The sequence below is a fragment of the Chitinophaga flava genome, from assembly GCF_003308995.1.
Lineage (GTDB): Bacteria > Bacteroidota > Bacteroidia > Chitinophagales > Chitinophagaceae > Chitinophaga > Chitinophaga flava.
Map to the genome: position 1 here is coordinate 46,552 of NZ_QFFJ01000003.1, position 20,478 is coordinate 67,029.

12 protein-coding genes are annotated in these 20,478 nt (G+C 48.2%); 4 read left to right on the plus strand and 8 right to left on the minus strand.

Features of this window, described 5'->3' with window-relative positions; genetic code table 11:
* Positions 1-141: 141 nt before the first annotated feature.
* On the plus strand, positions 142-3,012 hold the full coding sequence (locus tag DF182_RS31110) for a TonB-dependent receptor (RefSeq protein WP_211327323.1): 2,871 nt from the start codon (positions 142-144) through the stop codon (positions 3,010-3,012).
* Between the two features lie 87 nt (positions 3,013-3,099).
* Here DF182_RS31110 and DF182_RS31115 read toward each other — a convergent pair whose 3' ends face one another.
* From DF182_RS31115 to ychF, 4 genes are all read right to left on the minus strand, one after another.
* The gene (locus DF182_RS31115; RefSeq protein WP_113619820.1) at positions 3,100-4,677 is read right to left on the minus strand and encodes a reverse transcriptase family protein; all 1,578 of its coding nucleotides are present in this window, start codon (positions 4,675-4,677) and stop codon (positions 3,100-3,102) included.
* Positions 4,678-5,079: 402 nt separating this feature from the next.
* Positions 5,080-6,732 carry an SWIM zinc finger family protein gene (locus tag DF182_RS31120; protein WP_113619821.1) on the minus strand — a complete coding sequence of 551 codons (1,653 nt, stop codon included), beginning with the start codon at positions 6,730-6,732 and terminating at the stop codon, positions 5,080-5,082.
* A 25-nt stretch (positions 6,733-6,757) separates the two neighbouring features.
* The gene (locus DF182_RS31125) at positions 6,758-10,081 is read right to left on the minus strand and encodes a HEAT repeat domain-containing protein (protein ID WP_113619822.1); all 3,324 of its coding nucleotides are present in this window, start codon (positions 10,079-10,081) and stop codon (positions 6,758-6,760) included.
* A 229-nt stretch (positions 10,082-10,310) separates the two neighbouring features.
* Positions 10,311-11,414, minus strand: coding sequence for a redox-regulated ATPase YchF (gene ychF / locus DF182_RS31130; RefSeq protein ID WP_113619823.1), 1,104 nt, complete (start codon positions 11,412-11,414; stop codon positions 10,311-10,313).
* A 67-nt stretch (positions 11,415-11,481) separates the two neighbouring features.
* Between ychF and DF182_RS31135 the strand changes: the two genes are divergently transcribed.
* The 3 genes from DF182_RS31135 (at position 11,482) to DF182_RS31145 (ending at position 14,801) form a co-directional block, all read left to right on the plus strand.
* Positions 11,482-12,714, plus strand: a complete 1,233-nt coding sequence (locus DF182_RS31135; protein ID WP_113619824.1) for a nucleoside recognition domain-containing protein — start codon at positions 11,482-11,484, stop codon at positions 12,712-12,714.
* A gap of 27 nt (positions 12,715-12,741) precedes the next feature.
* Positions 12,742-13,986, plus strand: a complete 1,245-nt coding sequence (locus tag DF182_RS31140; RefSeq protein WP_113619825.1) for a YeiH family protein — start codon at positions 12,742-12,744, stop codon at positions 13,984-13,986.
* 131 nt (positions 13,987-14,117) lie between these two features.
* The gene (locus tag DF182_RS31145; protein WP_113619826.1) at positions 14,118-14,801 is read left to right on the plus strand and encodes a DUF2625 domain-containing protein; all 684 of its coding nucleotides are present in this window, start codon (positions 14,118-14,120) and stop codon (positions 14,799-14,801) included.
* Between the two features lie 94 nt (positions 14,802-14,895).
* On the opposite strand, the gene DF182_RS31150 is transcribed toward DF182_RS31145, so the two are convergent.
* From DF182_RS31150 to DF182_RS31165, 4 genes are all read right to left on the minus strand, one after another.
* Positions 14,896-16,299 carry a SusD/RagB family nutrient-binding outer membrane lipoprotein gene (locus tag DF182_RS31150; protein ID WP_113619827.1) on the minus strand — a complete coding sequence of 468 codons (1,404 nt, stop codon included), beginning with the start codon at positions 16,297-16,299 and terminating at the stop codon, positions 14,896-14,898.
* Positions 16,300-16,313: 14 nt separating this feature from the next.
* Complete coding sequence (locus DF182_RS31155) at positions 16,314-19,454, minus strand: SusC/RagA family TonB-linked outer membrane protein (protein ID WP_113619828.1); 3,141 nt, start codon at positions 19,452-19,454, stop codon at positions 16,314-16,316.
* 148 nt (positions 19,455-19,602) lie between these two features.
* Positions 19,603-20,100: a PH domain-containing protein gene (locus DF182_RS31160; protein WP_113619829.1), complete on the minus strand. Its 498-nt coding sequence runs from the start codon at positions 20,098-20,100 to the stop codon at positions 19,603-19,605.
* A 44-nt stretch (positions 20,101-20,144) separates the two neighbouring features.
* Entirely contained in the window at positions 20,145-20,447 is a 303-nt protein-coding gene (locus DF182_RS31165; protein WP_245957660.1) for a thiamine-binding protein, read from the minus strand.
* Between the last annotated feature and the right edge of the window lie 31 nt (positions 20,448-20,478).

A 20,478-nucleotide genomic window follows, 5' to 3' on the forward strand; every position in this document is an offset into this window, starting at 1 on the left:
TCTTCTCTGGTGCTCAGCAAATCTCCGCTCCCATCCCCATTTTATCCGGTCATCAGAAAGATCATATGCATCATAGTTGGTATTAGTTTTTTCCCTATATTTAGATATAACCAAGTCTAAATCACTAAACGTCCACTGCGTATGAAAAGCATTCTATTGAAGGCATGTTTGGGCACCCTGTTGCTATGTATGTCCTTATTCCAGGTTACGACAGCCCAAACGCCAACAACTATTACCGGTACTGTAACAGATAAAACTTCCAGAAGCGGTATGCCGGGAGTTACTGTAGCTGTGAAGGGTGTCGCAACCGGCACCATAACAGGCAATGGCGGCAACTTCCAGCTGAAGACCACACATTCCCTCCCATTGACCCTTGTATTTACCTATGTGGGCTATCAAAGCACCGAAAGAGTAGTCAGCAGTGCTGATGAAAAAGTAGCTATCTCCCTCAGTTCAACCGAAATTCTGGGCCAGGAAGTAGTGGTGGCCGCCAGCCGTGTGCAGGAAAGCATTCTGCAATCGCCGGTGTCCATCGAAAAACTGGACGCACGTGCTTTAAAAGCCTCTCCTGCCCCCAGCTTCTATGATGCTCTCGCCAACCTGAAAGGCGTGGAAATGAGCACACAGAGTCTCACCTTCAAATCAGTCAATACACGTGGTTTCAACAGCAATGGTAACACCCGTGTGCTGCAATTGAATGATGGTATGGACAACCAGGCCCCCGGCCTCAACTTCTCCGTGGGCAACATGGTGGGCATTCCTGAGCTGGACCTCGACAACGTAGAACTGATACCTGGCGCCGCTTCTGCCCTCTATGGCCCCAACGCGCTGAATGGTATTGTACTGATGACCAGCAAAAATCCCTTCCAGTACCAGGGACTCAGCGCCCAGGTAAAAACCGGCTTCCTGAATGACAAAGGCCGTACCAACGCTACTACCGGCTTTTATGATGTGTCTGTACGTTATGCGCATGCCTTCAACAACAAATGGGCATTCAAATTAAACGTAGGTTATCTCAAAGCAGACGACTGGCAAGCTTATGATAAACGTGACCAGAGCCTTGCCAATGGCCATACCCTGCAGGACGGCACCCGCGCCAACAACGAAGGCTACAATGGTGTGAACGTGTATGGCGATGAAAATACTGTCAACATGAACACAGTACTTGGCGGTGGTATGCTCGCTCAGCAACTGGCTGGTATTTCGGCCATGTTTGGGGGTAAAGTAACACCTGACCAGATCTTCAAAGCTGCTATCCCGGCTGCCAACAGGGCCAATATCACCCGTACCGGCTATAACGAGTCTGACGTGGTGGACTATAATACCAAAAACATGAAACTTAATGCCGCTCTCCACTATAAAATCAATGAAAAACTGGAAGCACTGATCCAGGGTAGCTATGGTACTGGTACGACCGTGTATACAGGCGCCGACCGCTACTCTCTGAAGAATTTCAGTATGGGTCAGTATAAAGTGGAATTAAGAGGCTCCGATTTTTATGTGAGAGCTTATACTACACAGGAAAGGTCAGGTGACAGTTATGCCGGCGGCACATTGGCCTCAGGTATCAATGAAGCCTGGAAACCCAGCTCTGTATGGTATTCCCAATATTTCTCCACCTACGCCGCACAATCCCTGGGTACTTTTGCACAGGCGTATGGTGCAGCACTCGCAAGAGGTGCTTCTGACGCAGACGCCTATGCGGCAGCTCAAAATACCGTTAACACCGCGATGCCCACTTTCTTCCAGAACGCCAGAGCTAAAGCCGATTCCGGTCGATTCCTCCCCGGTACTCCGGAGTTTAATGCAGCCGCTGAACAGGTGAAAAATAAACCGATCCCAGGCGATGCCAAAGGTGTTGGTGCGAAGTTTACTGATAAAACCAATCTGTATCAGCTGGAATTTATGTACAACTTCCACAACCTGATAAAATTCGCTGAAATCCTCGTTGGTGGTAACTATCGCCGCTATGCACTGAACTCCGAAAAAACCCTGTTCGCTGTTAATGATAATGGCGATGAGTTCCGTATCAATGAATACGGTGGTTATGTACAGGTCATGAAAAAACTGATAGACGACCATCTGAAACTCACCGGCTCTCTGCGTTACGACAAGAATATGAACTTCGCAGGCCAGTTCAGCCCTCGTTTATCTGCTGTATATACTTTCCTGCAAACACATAACCTGCGTGTTTCCTATCAGACCGGTTTCCGTATCCCGCACAACCAGGACCAGTATATAGACCTGGTTACGCCACAGGCGCACCTGATTGGTGGTCTGCCGTTCCTGCGTGAACGTTATGGTTTGACTACAGGCCCTGTATTTACACTGCAATCAATACAAGCCGGCGCACCTAAACAGTATACTTTCCGTGAATTCAAACCAGAGAGAATACAGGCTTATGAAATCGGCTATAAGGCACTGGTAGCGAAAAAACTGCTGATAGATGCGTATATCTATAAAAATGATTTCAAAAACATGAACGGTATCCAGATCCTCATCAAACCAGCTTCCGGCACCACTCCTCAACAGGTGTTCTCCCTGCCTGTAAGTGCCGAAGAAACTGTTAAATCATGGGGATGGGCACTGGGACTGGATTACAGCCTGCCGCTCAACTTTACCGCCGGTGGTAACATTTCCTACAATGAGCTGAGCAACCAGAAAGACCTGGGTAGTTTTATTGCCATGTACAACACGCCTAAAGTACGTTACAGCCTGAATGCCGGCAACCGCAACATTGCCGGTTCTAATATAGCCGTAAACGTTGTATGGAAATGGCAACAGTCTTATGTATGGCAATCTTCCTTCGTAGGACCCAACGTAAATACTGCAGGACTGAGCGAGATTCCGGCTTTCGGCACTCTCGATGCCATGATCAGCAAATTCTTCCCCAAAGCCAAAACAACGGTTAAACTGGGCGGTGTCAACATCCTTAACAAAGCTTATGTGCAATCCTGGGGCAACCCCACTATCGGAGCACAATGGTATGTTTCATTGGGATACAACCTCTAGTATAACTGTATAACACATAAAAAGAGAAAGACCTGCGCGAACATGTTTTGCGCAGGTCTTTCTCTTTTTATGAAGATGTGTGATAAACTACAGAATATCCCACCATGGCTTTTCTGTTTTAGCCGATGATGAAGGATTGCTGGCAGGCGGAGCCTGAGTGGTTGCTGTAGTATCAGTTGTTTTTGTCGTATCGGCCTGGGAGGCAGGACCAGCTTGCTGTTGCGCAGGCGCCTGTTCACCTGTCCACAGGCTGCGGGCCTGGGCTTTGATATCCTCCCTTTGCAGCAGTGCTGTAAGTGTAGCTTTCAGTTTGGCACCCTGTTCGGGTTTTACCATATATACGTAGTTCGCGTACCCTTCTATACTGCTGATGATATTTTTGCCTTTGCCCCAGCTTTTGCCGGCCAGACCTGTTTTAGAGATCTGGTGCAACAACGCACGGAAACGGCGCAAGGTTTCTCTGTCGAGACTGAGCTTTTCATTGACAACAATACCGGTTACTTCCCGCTTATCCCCTTTGCGCATCACCTTCAGCTTATCAGGATGGATGGTGAAGCCTTCTTCTTTCACGACCTGTTTGATAGCCCATAATACCTGTCCGGCTTTGTCTGCTACAGCTGCTTTGGCGGAGAAGGTCATATCATCGGCATACCGCGTATAGGCGTAACCGTATTTTGCTGCCAGTCCTTCAAAACGGCGGTCCAGTTTGAAGCAGATGAGATTGGTGATGGCTGGGCTGGTAGGCGCTCCCTGCGGGAGATGACGCTCTGTTTTAGCTACAAAGTACCTGCGATTATCGAGCAGGATTTCGTCTACTTCCGGTTCTGTACAGATAAGTCCCAGGATGGAAGCCACCTGTTCGGCATAACCCAGTTTACAGAACAGCCCTTTTACTCTTTTGTAAGGGATGGAAGGGAAAAAGTCACGCAGGTCAATATTGATCACAATATCCTGACCGATGTGCGGAGCGGCATTGGTGACAATAGACTTACCAGGAACGAAGCCATGCGCGGCATCGCTGTTTTTTATCTTATAGAGTATATTCTCCAGTATCCAGTGTTGTGCGGCTTTCAGTTGTGGCATGGGTGCAGAGATCACACGGGTTCCACCGGATTTTTTAGGTATCTGAAAGCGCTGATAGTGGCTGCTGTTAGACACTTTACGGTTGAAGGCCAGGAAGCGCAGTTTCCCTAGTGTGATCCCCATAGCGTTGGCTAGTGCGGTAGCGTCTTTGAACACCGGTAATCCGAATTTAGTCAGCTGTGCTTCATCGGGTGTTACTTTATTCAGTCCGGCAGACACTTCTTCACCCAGGTACAGGATGTCCTGTTGTTTTTTTTCGGCCCAGGCGGCAGCGCGGGCTATCCTTTCTTCTTCGTTGCGTTTCTTTGTTTCTGCGCGTTTCTGTTTGGCTTTGGCCATGCGTTCCTTGCGCATGTCGGCCAGCATTTTTTCCTTGTTGCGGTATTTTTGTCTTTCTGCCAGCAGCTCATTCAGTTCGCGGCGCAGCTCACCTTCTTTACGTATAAGCGTTTCCGGTAGGGATGGCTGGGACGAGTTTTGTGCCCAGAAACCCAGACGGGTCATTTCTTCCAATATGTATTCCTCTTTGGAGGATGCACGTATCCTGTCGTACAGCTGTTGACGGGTTAAGCCTTCGGCCATAATGTTGGCGGTTTACTTTTAAAATGAATGTTAAGCAGCTAAAGCGGGAGTGTGATTGGTCCGGCTTGAAGTGGCTGCGATAGCCATGCCTGACGCGGAAGAAAACAAATTTTTGTAAAGAGGAAGAGGCCTTCGTGCAAGCCATTGACTAAATCAATCAACTCCAGGGAGGGGCGTACCTAGTGTGAATTTCAGCCCCCGGGGCTAGTACCGTAAATTCGCACTAGGTACGCCCCTCCCAAAGTAAAGATTGCATTTAGTGAAGCATGTATAGTCAAAATACCTGAATGACGAAACATCATTCGTCCCTTTTACGGGCGCAAGTGCAATCAATTCCTCTTTACAAAGATCTTTGTTTATTAACGAGCAGGCAAGTTAGAAAATAATTCTGAAAAATAAAATTTATCCTGCAGAATTATTTTCAGCATGCGTCATACGCAGCGCCAGCATGTGTTCGCAGGGCCCTTTGTACAACTTATTAGTATTATAAAAATTACAATCACAGTGTGCTTCGCTCAGTCTTTCATCCTTATCGATCACTATAACGGGATGGTATACACGCTGTGCACCTTTTACGTTGCCTTTCAGCTGCAATCCTACTCCTGGTATGTCCTGTTCAGTAAGCGTAACTTTTTTCTCCTGTACCAGCTGAGACGCTTCAGCTTCCAGCGGATTGGCAAAACGCAGCGATTCCAGCGGCAGTGGTTCTCGGCTCAGCTCCCGCAGGCGATACATACCGGTATGCAGATCAAAGATTACTTTGCCGGCCTGTGTATAGATTCCCAGTGCGCCCAGTACAGTGGCTTTATCCAGCCCGGTAGCTGTTGCAATGGTTTCCGGTTTGGCCATCCAGCGGGTGCGCAGGTCTGCAAACACTTTCAGCTTGGCGCTGTCGTCTACGATTGCACGAGGTGCCATGAGATCGAACTGTCCGGCACGGGACCAGTCGTTGGCTGTCCACCCTGAAAGTCCCAGTGTAAACTGCATATCTCCCAGATCGGCTACATAGAAGGATGGCAGCCCATTGCCGGTGAGATGTACCGTGAATTTTTTAGCAATAGGTATCAGTCGCTCCAGAATCAGCAATCTCCTTCTACCCCATATTCTGATCTCCCTGCTTTGTCCTCCTTTGTATATCGATCTCGCACAAACGATTTCATGATTCCATGGCTCAAATACAGCTCTGACAGGCTTTCCTGGCTCCAGTTTAAAACGGATGGAACGAGGCCCTGCTTTTTCCTTGAAGCGGCGCAGCCAGAGACAGAAATTATATACATCCATCGGATGCAGATCAAAGGTGGCGGCAGGCAGTGTCATGGCTGAACTTACCTGTAAAAAGCCTCTCACCCAGCTGTCCGGCAGATCGATCTTTACTTCGTGATACAGCTCTTCCTGCGAAGTCTGTACCTGGAATCCTCCCGGATCTACTCTAAAGTCTGTTTCCTTATAGTCACGGATCTTCTGGAATTCATTGTATAATGCGGCAGAGTAGTCAATGTTGGTAGTACCGCATTCAAATTCATTTACCTCTTTAAACACATTGTAACTGGCGCTCAGTTTACCATAGGTAGATTCATCCTGGCTGAAACATTCGAAGAACATTTCATCCGGATGTACCGTGATAACAGGATCCAGTACAAACCAGGCATCCCGGTCTTTCTGATAGAGGAAATCGAAGTATTGTTTTCTGGCCTTATAGAAAGGACCCATCACTTTGTCTTTCTCGTCATTCACTTTTTTCAGCTCGTCGGAGATAGACGCTATTCTTGTATCTGCCGCAGCCCGGTCGTAACCGTTCATGTATTCGGCCAGCCAAACAGATTCCTGCTGGGCGGCCCATTCCTTATAGGCAGTTTTGTCTTTGGGTTTAAAACGGAGGTCAGACACCACTACATCATGCAGGGCGGATATGGCTTCGCGGAAAGCGATTTTTTTATGGAGTTTACCTACAAAAAAAGTCGGGTCACGATGGGTGTCCGGCGCGAAGGATATGCCGGCAGATGTAGCATTGCTATACACCTGGGAGTTACCGCTATATCTGTAATTAAATAACATACTCTTTGATTAAAAGCTGGCATTCCTACCGGATGACGGCAGGCACTAACATGATAGGCAATGAAAGTTCGAACTGTTGCTGGATATTCCGCATAATCTGTATGCAGCGGGCTTTATCTGCGATGGACACTGTTGCTGAGATGTGGGCGATGATCTCTCCTACATAAGTAGCAGCATCAGCCGACTTCAACGCTTCTTTTTCCAGCAGATTAAAAATACGCTCCTTGGCCACACGGGCTTTGTTGACACGGCTTAACACAGAACGGAAATAATGTTCCATGCTCCGGAGATATTCCAGATTACCAGCGGCATAGCCTTCCAGATAGTTAGTAGCAAATATCTGCATAGCAACGCTCGGATGCTGGCTCAGCTTCAGCAGATAAGAAGGACCGTCAGCATCACGGAAGAAACGCATCAGCATTTCGCGACCGAAAGCCTGAATATCCGGGCGTACGCTATCTGCCACCGCTACCAGTGTTTCTGGTGTCCAGTCGTTATCGGTGAACTGTGTGCGGAAGAACTCCTGTGCAAACAGTCTTGTATCGTCCCATTTGGCATCCAGTAAACCAATAGCAGCATCGCGCTCATAGCGCATACGCGCGGCATTGGTATTAAAGAAAGACCAGCACCATTGTCTGACTGCCAGCAGTTCGTGACTGCCCGCAGCGATCACCTGTTTTACGGTGAGTGCTTCAGCAGGAATATACTTATACAATACTACTACACCGAATTCCTGGGCGGAACGGTAGTTGGAATACAACAAACGTAAAGCCGTAGCCGTATCTACATCCTGCAGATGTTCCACCAGTTCGTTACTCAGAATGGCTGCGATATCCTGGTGTATGCCTTCTACAGGTTCCTTGCGCATCAGGCGGGGCACCAGTTCATTGACGAGATATACGGCCAGCCGGTTATCTTTCTGAACAAGCTGTTTAATTAATGTGCGTATTTCTTTTCGTACATCCGCATGCGTAGCCAGCACCATCTGAAGCAGCAGCTCCGGTCTTTTCAGCAGCTCATCTTCCGGCATCACGCCAAACACAGATACACCGGCCATTCTAACCGGCGCATAGTCGTTGGTGATGAGGTTGGTGAGCAGTTCGTCTGATACTTCGCGGAAATCCATCTGCCCTTGTTTCTGTATCAGCAATCGTGCTGCAAAAGCCTGGTTGGCCGGTACGCCGGTCTGCATCAGGTCTGCAATCACCTGCATTTCTACTTCGCGCAGCGCGCTGGCGCAGAAATGTTCCAGGATCAGGCAACCATCGTTGAGATTATCGTTTACCTCAGGAGAAGGATTTTTAGAAGCCAGTAAAGAGGCTACCGACTTACCTACCAGTACACGGGCCTTATCTATCGGGAGATGATCGGCCGTTAAATGCTGGCGTACATAGTTGCGGATGTCCAGGTATGGGTTGAACATCATACGCATCAGGAAATCGGCATCAGCAAAGCAGGCAGCCTTGTGTTGGGAGATCCATTCCAAACCTTGTGCTCTGGCCTCTTCCAGCGGACTCATTGTGAGAGCGTATAGCAGGAAGAAAGAGAGATTGGAAGGATTGTATTTGTCTTTGGCCAGTTCGAGGCCAAACAATGCAGGGATTTTAAATGGACTGATGAGGAAGTTGTAGATCACTTTCTCATCCATTTTATCTTTCAGATCTTTGTAATCGGGATGTGCTTTTAATTGCTCAATGGCAAACAGATGTACGGCTTCCATCCGGCCGGATACGAGCAGCTGTACGAAAGCCTGAGGCATTTTTTGCCACAGCTCCAGGTAAGGCACATCACTAACGGGTTGCGCAGGTGCCGACATCGGTTTGAATTCCGGAGGTACAGCGCCTGCAGATGATGCCTGCTTCTCCCCTCCCAGCCAATTGAACAGCTTTTTGAGGAGATTACCTTTTTCAGCTTCCTTCACGGCATCCGGATGTTCGCGCAGAGTTGCAGCTTCGCGTGTTGGACCATTAGCGTCTCTGGGCTCTTCAAAATACCATACGGTGCTGTTGGTATCCAGCTTCAGATTAGGCATATTGCCCCGCAGAATATAGTTCAGGAATACAGCGCGGGAGTTGGCAGGAAATTGTCTGTACCAGGAAGTATACCTGCCATTGATCCAGGAGTACTGGCGTGTCTGGTATTCTTTGGTAGCATCTCTTCCTTCTTCATACTGCAGCAGCAGTGCGGTTGCCAGGCGTACATATTCCATATCACCACTGGTACCCATAGCACGAAGATTGCGAAGCACCCTGCGTTTCAGGTAGTTCCTCGTTTTATTGGAATAAGCGAGTCTGGAAGCGGGTTTCTTCAGTTCTTTGATCACCTTCATGTATTCCTGCAGTTCAGGAATAAAGACGTTGGGATGATATTCATTACCATCATAGTCCAGTCTTTTGCCCGGGTGATTAAACATGGGTGCTTCCCGTTCAAAACGTATGGCCATGGTGCCTACAATACCCTGGTCATCTCTCAGTTCGGCCTGTTTGAACATATGCCGCATATGCTGGAAATAACTGGGACGGAAAGGCATGTATGCTAAAAAGCCGACGATGGCATTTTTCACTGCTTCGTTGTTATAGGCAACGATATACAGATCTTCCAGCATCGGATAATTGAGTTCGGTTTTTACCATCACCCGCTCCTGCACTATATTGAAGATAGCCTGTGCATTGTTGGAGGCGATAACTTCCTGAATTGCTTCCGGCAGGCGGAGCAGGTGGGATTGTATGTGTGCGTTACGTTCTTCCTCCGGAAGTACCAGCAGGAGGCCGTTGGCTGCCAGCATCCGTACATTCAGGCTATAGGAGCCATTATCAGCATATGAGCGCAACACAGGGGCAGCAGCAGGATCCGCGCATTTACCCAATGCCCATAATGCAGCATAACGTTGCATGGCGTCACCCTTCTCTACCAGCTTGATAAGATAAGGGACGGCATCCTTTAATTTGCGTACACCGGCTTTCCAGATGACACGGGAAGTTTTCCAGGGTGTTTTATAGGCGGCCTTGCCTTCTATCACTCCTTGCAACCTTTTGAGAATGGCGGCATCTTTTGGATCTGCTACCTGGGAAGTATCTACTGGTACAAAAGACAGGTCCTGTACTGCTTCCTGCTCACCCAGATATCCTTTACTGCGTTTTTCCTTTTCCAACGCGTCGAAGATAGTGGTGGCGGCGGCCAGGGCTACGGGGTTTACGGTCTTGGTGCCTTCTTTCAGGGTTCCAAAGCGTTTTCCGTATCTAAAGCTAACAGTATATTGTTCCGGGCCAACTTCACAAAGGTCAATTTCATATGTCTTATCTGAGTTTCCTTCCCGGAAAAACAGCTTTACATTCCTGACTAATCGCATGAGCTAACATTAAAATAGTAGGCTAAACTAATAAATTACTGTTATTAACAAAGCATATTTTTTTCAAGGCGAGACACGTGGAGGGGTATACGTAGTTTAAAATTCAGTACAGGCAAGGTTTTCCGACTCTCCTGTTTAAAAAAAAGAACGGGCCGGCAAGTACCGGCCCGCATGATTGTTGTAACCTCATGGTTAAATTTCATGAAGTATCTTATTGTAACGGAAATGATTACACGTTAAAGCGGAAGTGCATGACGTCACCATCAGAAACTATATATTCCTTTCCTTCTATTCTCAGACGGCCATTGTCGCGTGCTGAAGATTCGGAACCGTATTTCACGTAGTCATCATAGGCAATTACTTCAGCCTTGATAAAACCTTTTTCGAAATCGGTGTGGATCACGCTGGCAGCCTGAGGAGCCTTCCATCCTCTGTGGATAGTCCAGGCACGTACTTCCTGCACGCCGGCAGTGAAGTAGGTAATGAGGTTGAGCAGATGATAGGCAGAGCGGATCAGGCGGTTGAGGCCTGGCTCAGTAAGACCGTATTCACCGAGGAACAATTCCTTGTCAGCCGGATCTTCCATTTCGGAAATCTGTGCTTCAATGGTATTGTTCATCACGATTACTTCAGCATTTTCAGCTTTTACGGATTCTTTCAGCGCTTCAGAGTATTTGTTGCCGGTATGCAATGAAGCCTCATCTACGTTGGCAACATAAAGTACCGGTTTTTCGGTCAGCAGGAACAGGTCAGCGATTGCTACACGTTCTTCCTTACTCAGGCCCAGTTCACGGATGTTACGGCCTTTTTCGAGGTGTTCCTGGCATCTTTTCAGAACTTCAAATTCTGCTTTTGCCTTGGGGTCACCACCGGTTTTAGCCATTTTTTCCGTACGGCTCACTTTACGTTCTACGCTGTCGAGATCTTTCAGCTGCAGTTCGGTATCGATAATTTCCTTGTCACTAACGGGGTTGATAGCTCCTTCTTCGCGGAGGATGTTATCATCTTCGAAGCAACGGATTACATGCACGATGGCATCTACCTCGCGGATGTTGGCCAGGAACTTATTACCTAGTCCCTCGCCTTTACTGGCACCTTTTACCAGGCCGGCGATGTCCACAAACTCGATAGTAGTAGGTACGATACGCTGCGGTTGTACCAGCTCGGCCAGTTTGTCAATACGAGTGTCCGGCACGTCTACCTGTCCTACGTTGGGTTCTATAGTACAGAAGCGGTAGTTGCTGGCCTGCGCCTTAGCGCTGTTACTCACCGCGTTAAATAATGTCGATTTCCCTACATTCGGCAATCCTACAATTCCAACTTGCAAAGCCATTTTTTAAAATTTGCGCAAAGATAAGTTTATTTTAGTTTATTTGTTGCTTGAATAAACCAATAATCTAATGGCATTAAACTACGTTTGGCTGGGCTTTTTCCTGATCGCGTTTGTAGTAGCAGTTTTTAAGTCGGTGTTTTTACAGGATACAGCCATCTTTGGAGACATTATGAACGGCATGTTATCCAGCGCCAAAACCGGAGCAGAGATCTCCCTGGGGCTGGCCGGCGTAATGACGCTCTGGTTGGGCATTATGAAAGTAGGCGAAGTCGCCGGTATGATCAACCGCTTCTCCAGACTGGTTAATCCTTTTTTCTCCAAGCTCTTCCCTGAAGTCCCCAAAGGACATCCTGCCATGGGATCTATGATGATGAACTTTTCTGCCAGTATGCTGGGGCTCGACAATGCCGCCACCCCAATGGGACTGAAAGCCATGAAGGAGCTGCAGGAGCTGAATCCCAAGCCAGACACTGCCAGCAATCCGCAGATTATGTTCCTGGTATTGAATACAGCCGGCGTGATCCTTATCCCTACCTCTGTGATCGCACTCAGAAAAGCAGCCGGTGCCGCCAATCCCGCTGATATCTTCGTCCCTACCCTCATATCTACTTTTGTTGCATTTATAATAGGTATGTTTACAGTATCCTTTTATCAACGCATCAATCTGTTCAAATTGCCCGTACTGGTATTCCTGGGCGGTTTCGCCTCCCTGGTAACCGGTCTGTATTTTTGGGTACGTCATATGCCTGCAGAAAAGATAGGTCCCACTATGAGCAACCTCGGTGGTGGCATCATCTTTACCATTGTAATCCTTTTCCTCGGCGCAGGTATTGTAAAAAAGATTAATGTATACGATAGTTTTATAGAAGGAGCCAAAGAAGGGTTCCAGGTATCCGTGCGGATCATCCCCTACCTGGTGGGCATCCTGGTAGCGATCAGCGTATTCCGTACCACCGGTTGTATGGACTACTTCATCAACGCTATTGCCGGCCTGTTTTCCTGGATGGGCTTCAACACTGATTTCGTACCGGCGTTGCCGATAGCCATCATGAAACCTTTAAGTGGCGGTGGTGCGCGAGGCCTGATGATAGAAGTAATGACCCGCTATGGGGCAGACTCTTTCCAGGGGAAGCTGGCCAGTGTGATACAAGGCACTACGGAGACTACTTTTTATGTGCTGGCCGTATACTTCGGTTCTGCTAACATCAAGAATACGCGCTATGCACTTACTGCAGGCCTGATTGCCGACTTTTTCGGATTGTTGTCTGCGATCCTGCTGGCGTATCTCTTTTTCCACTAGCCACTCAAACCTTGTATAATAAAACCTATGTTACAACCTAGAAAACTTCATGAAGACTGGATTGCGGTGATCATCGCTTTCCTGACCATCACCCTGGTGGTGGCCGGACTGAAGCCAGCCTTGCCCAAATACAGCTGGTCATCCGGAGGCGACTTATTAGCGCAGGTATCGGACATGTCCAACCTTCTGCGTATATGCACCTTGTTTTTATGGGTACTGGGCAGCCTTCTGCTGGCCCGGTTTCTGGCCGGTGACTTCAAACCCACCGCGCTGATGTCCGGCCTGCTGGCCATCGTGCTTATTTCGCTGCTGGCACAGCTTATCACAACCAATAAAGCCATCAAGGACCTGGGCATAGAAGTAGTGTTGTTCAGCCTGATACTAGGCTTGTTTATCAGCAATGTGATTGGTCTGCCTGCGTGGATCAAACCGGCCCTCCAAACAGAGCTGTACATTAAAATAGGACTGGTACTGCTGGGCACCAACATCATCTTTGGCGATATCCTGCAGGCTGGTATGCTGGGTATTATTCAGTCAGTGGTAGTGGTATTTACCGTCTGGTATTTTTCCTTCTGGCTTTGCCGGATGCTGGGCCTGGACGATGAGTTCCGTATGATGATTTCCAGTGCGGTATCTATCTGCGGCGTATCTGCAGCCATCGCTACCTCCGGCGCCATCGAAGGCGATAACAAAAAACTCTCGCATGTGATTTCGCTGGTGATGATCGTCGCCATTCCGATGATGCTGTTTATGCCATATATCGCCATCTGGGCTGGTATGTCACCAGCTGTGGCAGGCGCCTGGCTGGGCGGCACTATCGATACTTCCGGCGCCGTAGTGGCCGCCGGTACCATGCTGGGTAAGGAAGCGCTTAAATATGCCACCATCGTTAAGTTCTCCCAGAACGTACTGCTGGGGCTTGCCGCTTTTCTGATCTCACTATACTGGTCTTACACCAAAAAGAAAGCAAACTACGAAAAGCCCACCCTGCGCACCATCTGGGAACGTTTTCCCAAATTTGTACTGGGCTTCATCGTCGCCTCCCTCCTGTTCTCCTTCGTATTGCCGTCAACGGTAGTAGCCGATACCAAAGGAGCTCTGAAGGAAATACAAACTTACTGGTTTGCACTCGCCTTTACCTGCATAGGACTGGAAACAAAATTCACCGATATTTTTAAAGTTGAAAATGGTAAACCAGCACTTGCCTTTATCATTGCTCAACTGTTTAATATATTCTTTACGTTGATAGTGGCGTATCTGGTATTCAAGTAATTTCTGCTGTTCCTGATGAACGGAGAAGAATAAGAAGATTATAGCGAAAAGCAAAAGGGTCTCAAATTACTTTTGAGACCCTTTTGCTTTTCAACAAGTACATTTACCTTGCGCCAAAATCCAGTTAATTTATGGAGCATAAGAGCCCCCTTGAAACATTGATCAACACCAGAGAACCAGCATGGCCCGATGTATTGTCCTGGATTGACAGTGCTACCAATAAAGTAGAAATACTGCCTGTTACTGAAAGTAAAGCACGTGAAACACTATACGAAGTACAGGTAACGACACGATCTCCTATGGGTGCTATCATTTTTAACAGTGGCGGTATACTTATAGATCATGGCTGGATAAGAATACTGGGATCAGGGCATTCTAAAATGGACAGGACCTTACATTCCTGGAATTGGAATAAAACCATATTTGCAGATAACAGCACGGGATACCTGCTGGTGGCCGATGATGCGGTGGGCGGCTATTTTGCTGTTAACGGCGGTGGCCTTGGCAGCGATAAAGGCAAAACCTATTACTTTGATCCTGCTACCTTGAAATGGGAGCCTCTTGATATTACCTATACTGAGTTCTTACTGTTTTGTTTCGAGGGAGGCCTGGCTGATTTTTATAAAGACCTGCGCTGGGATAACTGGCAACAAGAAGTGGCCAAATTGGATGGCGATCATGTCTTTAATTTTTTTCCCATGCTTTGGACCAAAGAAGGACATGACATTCGAAACGTTTCCAGAAAAGAAGTACCGGTAGAAGAACAGTATAGCTTTAATCAGCATATACTACAGCAACTGGAAGGAGAACAATAGAAAGAGGGTGTCTGAGACACCCTCTTTCTATTTCGCTATAATCATCTCTAATCTCCGCTCATCAGGAGCATCAGCCACATCACATACATCACAGTTACAGTTGCCACCAGGTTTTATCTGTTAGTTTCACACTCGGCACATTCGCTCCATTCCGGCTTTTCTCTGAATCCGGATATGCCACTCTTCTGATAAAAGTGGACAACTGAGCATTAACAGGCATATTAAAATCCTGGTATTGATAATCGTAGCGGCGTGCATCGTTCCAGGCATCGGGATGCAGGAACTGCGCTACATATTTTTCTTTCAGGATGAGATCCAGGGTGATGTTGGCCTCACCCACTCCTACAGCCGGATTGGCGAGATAGGCTTTACGCAGGGAGGAGTCTACTCCCAGCTTGTTCATATGAACGGAGATCCCTTGCAGATATGCCTGATAAGCCAGGGTTTTGTTTCCACTGCGGAAAGCAGCTTCGGCCTGGATGAAACGGGCTTCAGTGTTGGTTACTACCAGCAGCGGGGCGCCGGGTTTGGAATAAAAACCTTTCTGAGAAAGATAACATTCTTCTTTGTTGGTACCAGACCCGATGCGCCCGGCGCCATTGATGGTGCCGCGATAATCACCGAAACGGGTGGTGTCGGTAATCAGGGGCAACCGGGGATCAAATACACCAAAAGTTTTACCATTGAGGGCATTTACAAAGTGAGCGCTCAGCCAACCATCCAGGAGATTGTTGACATTGTTAACAGCAGCTGCGTTCCAGGGACTGAGTGATTGAAACAGTATCAGCTGGGCATCATCTGAATTATCCGTATAGCCGTTGGCGAGAGCGGTGAGTACTGCCGTCGGATCGTAGTTTGTTTTTTTGGTGAGATGATTGAGCAGACGGGCTTTTACCGTATAGGCTGTTTTGACCCATGCACTTACCTTCCCTCCGTGTAGCAGATCCTTTACCGGGTCCAGCGCATATTTGGATTCAGACTTCTTCAGCTGAGCGATGCCGTCGTCGAGCAACGCGACACATTGCAGGAATACGCTATCATCCGGCGTATAGCCTGGCTGCAGGATTTTACTATTAAAGGCCTGGGTATAGGGAACAGCTCCCCATAGATCGTTGAGCATTTCCAGGTTGATGGCCATCATCACTTCTGCAGCGCCAAGATGCTGGGTAGCACCGGCAGTCCGGGCCTGTTCCATCAGGTCGTGGATGTCAGTCATATTGTCGTACAGTGCTTTCCAGGTACTGGTATAGTCAGCCGCCTCGTAAGTGTCGCTGGCACCGTTAGCATTGGGCGAGGCCAGGTACTGCGTAAAATAAGACGTGATATTACCGACACGGTAAACGTTATACGAAGTGAAGTAAGTGGTGGAGGCCAACAATCCGTTCATGGGAGGCACTACCGCCTGATTGGGATTATCGTTGATATCCAGCTGTTTTTTACAACCTGCTGCGAGTAAGGCCAGTATGACTATATATAATATGGAGTGAATCCTTTTCATGGTCGAAACAGTTTTTAGAAGGTTACATTCAAAGAAGCCAGAAAACTGCGTGTAGTCGGATACGTGAACCCGGCAAATGCATCGATGTTACTACCGGCATTAAACGAGCTGGATTCCGGATCGAAGCCGGTGTAGCGGGTATGTAACCAGAGGTTGTTGCCAGTAAAGGTAAGGCTGGCGGCAGAAATCAGGTGGGTGCGTGACAGCAGTTGCGACGGCAGCTGCCAGGACAAACTGATATTACGCAGTCTTATCCACGATGCATTCTCCACGAAGTTTTCTGTAACGCCGCGGTATACGTTCCGGTAAAAACCGCCACCATAGTTACGGCCATCGGGACCTTTGGCCTGTTGCAGGTACACCACCTGTTTGTTGGGAGTACCATCGGGCAACACACCATCAAACACTTTGCTGGTAAAGCGGTCTGCAGTAATGGCGGATTCTCCGAAGGCACCCATAAAGTTGGCCAGCTGATTGTATTTCATGGCGCCCTGACGGGTATCTATCAGGAACGAAAGGCTGAGCGGACCATAAGAGAAAGTATTGGAGATACTACCTATCCATTTGGGTTGGGAATTACCCAGGTATTTCTGGGCAGAGTTGATCATAGGGAAACCAGCCTGGCTGCCGGAAGCAGCTATCTGAATGGGGCGGCTGTAATCGATGAGGATACCGTTGTCGGGCTGCCCTCCGGAATAACGCTGGTAGCTGGTGCCGAAGATAGCCCCTACCGGATACCCCGGAATATATTTCATGGTAGCGGTGGAACCGGCATAACCAAACTGGCTGCCTACCACTACTTCAGACAATCCTTTACCCAGACTCAGCACTTCATTACGATTGGCGGAGAAATTAACCCGCACGTCCCAACGAAATTTCTGCTGTTTTACGGGTGTGGCACTGAGGGCTATTTCCACGCCGCGGTTGCGTATGGAGCCGGCATTGGTGTAGAAGTCTTCATAACCGGTAGCACTCGATAACTTCACTGGTATCAGGAGGTCGGTGCTTTTGGAAGTATACCAGGCAAAGTCAACGCCTATACGATCATGCAGGAATCGCAATTCAGCGCCGGCTTCAAAGGTGTTGGTAAACTCCGGTTTGAGGCTGGCATCACCTAGGCGGTCGGCGCGGGTCCAGCCGATGATGGTGTTACCGATAGGACCGTCTGTCAACGGCGTATAGCCATAACCGGTATTGTAGGGCAAGGCGTCTTTACCCACCCTGGCCCAGGAGGCTCTGAGCTTGCCGAATGACAGGATATTTTCCGGCAACTTCAGGTGTTCTGTAAAAATGTAGGCCAGACTGACGGAAGGATAAAAGAAGGCCCGGTTGTTGACTGGCAGTGAAGAACTGACATCTGTTCTGCCGGAAAGAGTGAGGTACAACCAGCGGTCCCATGACAGGGTCCAGTCGCCGAAAAGGCCCAAGAGGTAATAGTTTTCGAGGTACTGGTTGGATACGATCTTTTTAGCGTTCTGCATGATCAGCAGGTCCGGAATATCAAGGGTATCCCCTTCAGTGGACAGCCGTTTCAGCCGGCGATCAAACAGGTCATGGCCCAGTTTGAGGTCGGAAGTGAGTTTAGGGGTGATATTGTTTTTAAAATTGAGGATCAGGGTAGAACTGAGTGACCGCTGATTAAGTGTGTATTCGTTGACGAAGCCGAAGCCGTTATCAGTATTGACAACCTCTCCGACGATGCCTTTGGGACCGGGGCCGGTATGGCGACGGTTGTCGGTATAAAAGTCGGTACCGGCACGGTACAGGATATCGAGCCATTTAAAGGGTGAATAGGTAAAGTTGATATTGCCGATTACACGGTTCACATTGTCCCCAAACCGGTTACTATATAAAGTATAGATGGGATTATCGGTAGCGCCATAGGTTTGCTGGGTACCGTCGGGCTTCAGGTAGTCACGCATATTCCAGCGTGGCGACCAGTAAATCATCTGTTCTCCGTAGCGGTCGGCATTAGCACGGTTGCCACCTGAATTGATATAGTTGAGGGCTACGCCCATTTTGAATTTTTCGCTGAAGCGGACATCTCCGCTCACTCTGGCGGAATAGTTCTGGTAATTGCTAAAGGGGATGATACCGTTTTGATTGAACTGGGATAACGAGGCCGCATATACGACTTTATCAGTTCCTCCGCTGACGGCAAGTGTGTTGCGGTACTGGCTGCCGGTATTGTATGCCTGTTTGTAGTTATTATAGAGGGCGGCAGGATGATCGGGGTCCAGTTTGCGGGCATCTTCCACAGAAGGCCCCCATGCAGGCCAGAAGCTCTGATTATCATAAGTGCCATTGTTGCCCTGGGAGTATTGCAACTGTACATCCGGCGTTTTACCTACCTTATCGAAGCCGGCGGCGGTGGTAAAGCTAACGCGGGTACGACCTGCCTTACCGGATTTAGTGGTGATGATAATGGCTCCACTTGCAGCCCGAAGACCATACAGGGCGGTAGCAGCTCCGCCTTTCAGTACAGATATACTTTCGATATCATCGGGGTTAATATCAGCAGCGCGGTTGCTCATACCCCGGGTATCGGCGCCACCGGTGGTGTAGGTGTTGTTGTCCATGGTAATCCCATCGATGACAAAAAGCGGTTGATTGTCACGGGTAGGGTCCAGGGAGTTGATACCCCTGATCAGAATGCGGGAACCCTGTCCGGGTGCTCCGCCACCACCGGAGATCTGGACGCCGGCTACTTTTCCCTGGAGGGCGTTGACTACGTTGGATTGCCGGGACTGGACAAGATCTGCCCCCGATACATCCTGGATAGCATATCCAACGGCTCTCTTTTCTTTTTTGATGCCCATAGCTGTAACCACTACCTGATCGAGGCTATGGGTGTCGGGATGCAAGGTTATTGCCAGGCTGGTCTGACTTCCTGCAGGTGCCTCCTGGGTAAGGTAACCAATAAAACTAAAAACAAGGGTGTTGTGGTCAGCAGGTACTTCGATCCGGAAATGGCCATCTACGTCGGTGGTGGTGCCTCTGGCTGTTCCTTTTACCTGAACAGTGACACCTGGTAATGCGATATTGCTGCCGGCAGCAATGACACGGCCTGTGAGCGTGCGGGGTTGGGCATAAAGCGTGCGGGAGAATACAAGAAGAAAGCCCACCACCAGCAGCCATCTGAAAGTTGACTTCATGGTGAAGATTAGATTTTGGTTTAATGATGTGTATAAGTTACATCATATCTATTCAAAATCCATGCGGTCTCCCTACATTAAATAAAAAAGATTGTATTTGTTGAAGACAACAGCATACAATCTTTTCACAAAAGAATATTAAAAACGTTTATCCGGCAACGTTAATGATGCCATTGACGGTTTTTACAAAATCATCTGCGCCAGAGGGGCTGATCACCCATTTACGGGTCCTTGATTCTATCAGGACCAGATTTTCCCGGTTGGTACACCAGCGTTGATACTTTCCTATTTCGGCAGAGCGATAGGTGCCAAGATATCCGAATATACCGCCCATTCCCATCATACGGCTGCTGGTACCCAGCTCTTCTTCTGTGATACTACGCAGGCGTACAATATCTTCAAACAGGATGGTAATGGGAAACAGTGCTCTTTTAATCACCAGGCCTTCTGCGGTGATTTTGTAATACCGGGGAGTCAGACAGGCAGCTGCTATGATGGCCGGGACCAGGATAAACAGCAGCACGCTGGTAGTGGTGGCATCATGATTAACATCGGTAACCTGTCTGCACAGAATCACGAGGGTAATGATGATGATCAGGTTAGTAACAATCCTGGAGTTGTCATCCAGGGTGGCGGCATATCTCATAAAGTCCTGTCCTTTAATTCACTTAGAAAGATAGTAAAAATATACTATATGGAATCATACTTCCCTGTTTTTTCTTCGATGGTCACATCCTGATCTTTTTTTATCTGCATTTTTATATACACCAGCAGTTGGGATGCTCCGGCTTTAAAACATACTTCCTGAGTTTTGCGCACTACTTCCATCAGCTCTTCATAAGTTCCTTCCATCACTGTTTCGAACGGGCATACTCTGTATTTTACACCGGAGTCACGGATAACAGCAATGGCTTCATCTACTACGGCATATACCTGTTCGGAAGGTACGGAAGGGAGGATCTGAAGGGCTAAATTAATCTTGTTGTTCATCATTTCTTCTTATTTTTTTATGTTGATTATTAGC